This is a genomic window from Acinetobacter sp. YH16044 (assembly GCF_013417145.1).
In the GTDB taxonomy this organism is placed as follows: Bacteria; Pseudomonadota; Gammaproteobacteria; order Pseudomonadales; family Moraxellaceae; genus Acinetobacter; species Acinetobacter amyesii.
In genome coordinates this window covers 1-1,226 of record NZ_VPEK01000159.1, presented here as the reverse complement: position 1 = coordinate 1,226, position 1,226 = coordinate 1, and the positions used below count along the sequence as shown (strand labels likewise).

At 35.0% G+C, this 1,226-nt stretch carries 2 protein-coding genes; both read left to right on the top strand.

Features of this window, described 5'->3' with window-relative positions; translation table 11 throughout:
* A partial coding sequence (locus tag FTV38_RS17710) for a hypothetical protein (RefSeq protein WP_218950304.1) occupies positions 1-306 on the top strand: 306 nt, incomplete at its 5' end.
* 252 nt (positions 307-558) lie between these two features.
* Positions 559-1,226, top strand: a 668-nt coding sequence (repM, locus tag FTV38_RS17705; protein WP_180023068.1) for a replication initiation protein RepM, incomplete at its 3' end; no start/stop codon positions are given.

Below are 1,226 nucleotides of genomic sequence, written 5' to 3'. Positions count from 1 at the left end.
GAGCGAACTGAGAAAATTTGCTCTTTCCTTTCCCTGATTACAAGCTCCCTATCCATTAATCACCTACCCTACAGAGCATCCCGCATGGGTGCGAACTTTCCAAGTTTGATCCCTAAACCGAGCGTAGCGAGAAAAAAAGCTCATGAGCGAAGCGAATTCCGAGCTGCTTTTGCTTTTTCTAAAAGTCACGAAAATATTAACCAAAAATTGCCCCAACGAATCGAGCGAAAGCGAGATTCAATAGAGTTTGAGCGTAGCGAAAACCAAGGGCAATTTTTTACTCTCTGGGCTTTTAATTATTTTTAAGCTTTTAAATGCTTTTAGAGAGGATCAAGTCTTTGTAAATAAAGGCTTCTAGAGCTTATATGACTACGTTTACCTACCAATATGACTACGTTTACCTACCAATATGACTACGTTTACCTACCAATATGACTACGTTTACCTACCAATAATCTACATTATTTTTTTTGTAGATTTAACTACGTTTACCTTGCATTAATCTGCATATTTATTATTATAGATTTATATTCATAAGTAATAATGTAGATAAATAGAATGCGGGACTTAGTAGTTAAAGACAATGCATTAATTAATGCGAGTTATAACTTAGACTTAGTAGAACAACGTTTGATCTTATTAGCCATCGTCGAAGCAAGAGATAGTGGTCGGGGAATCAATGCAAATGACCCTTTAGAAGTCCATGCTGAGAGTTATGTAAATCAATTTAATGTTGCAAGACAAACAGCTTACCAAGCGTTAAAAGATGCCTGTAAAGATCTATTTGTACGTCAATTTAGCTATCAAGAAATTAATAAAAGAGGAAATGTAGAGAATGTTTTAAGTCGTTGGGTCAGCGAAATTAGATATATCGACGATGAAGCTACAGTAAAGTTAATATTTGCCCCTGCAATCGTGCCACTTATTACACGTTTAGAAGAACAATTTACTAAATATGAGTTACAACAGATTAGTAATCTCAGCAGCGCTTATGCTGTGCGATTATATGAATTATTAATTGCTTGGCGCAGTACGGGTCAAACTCCTATTATTGAACTTGCAGAGTTCAGACAAAAAATAGGCGTTCTTGATGATGAATATACAAGAATGGGAAATTTTAAAGATCGAGTATTAAATTTAGCTATTGCTCAAATTAATGAACATACGGATATTAACGTCCAATGTCAGCAACATAAAAAGGGACGTAATATTTCTGGATTTTCATT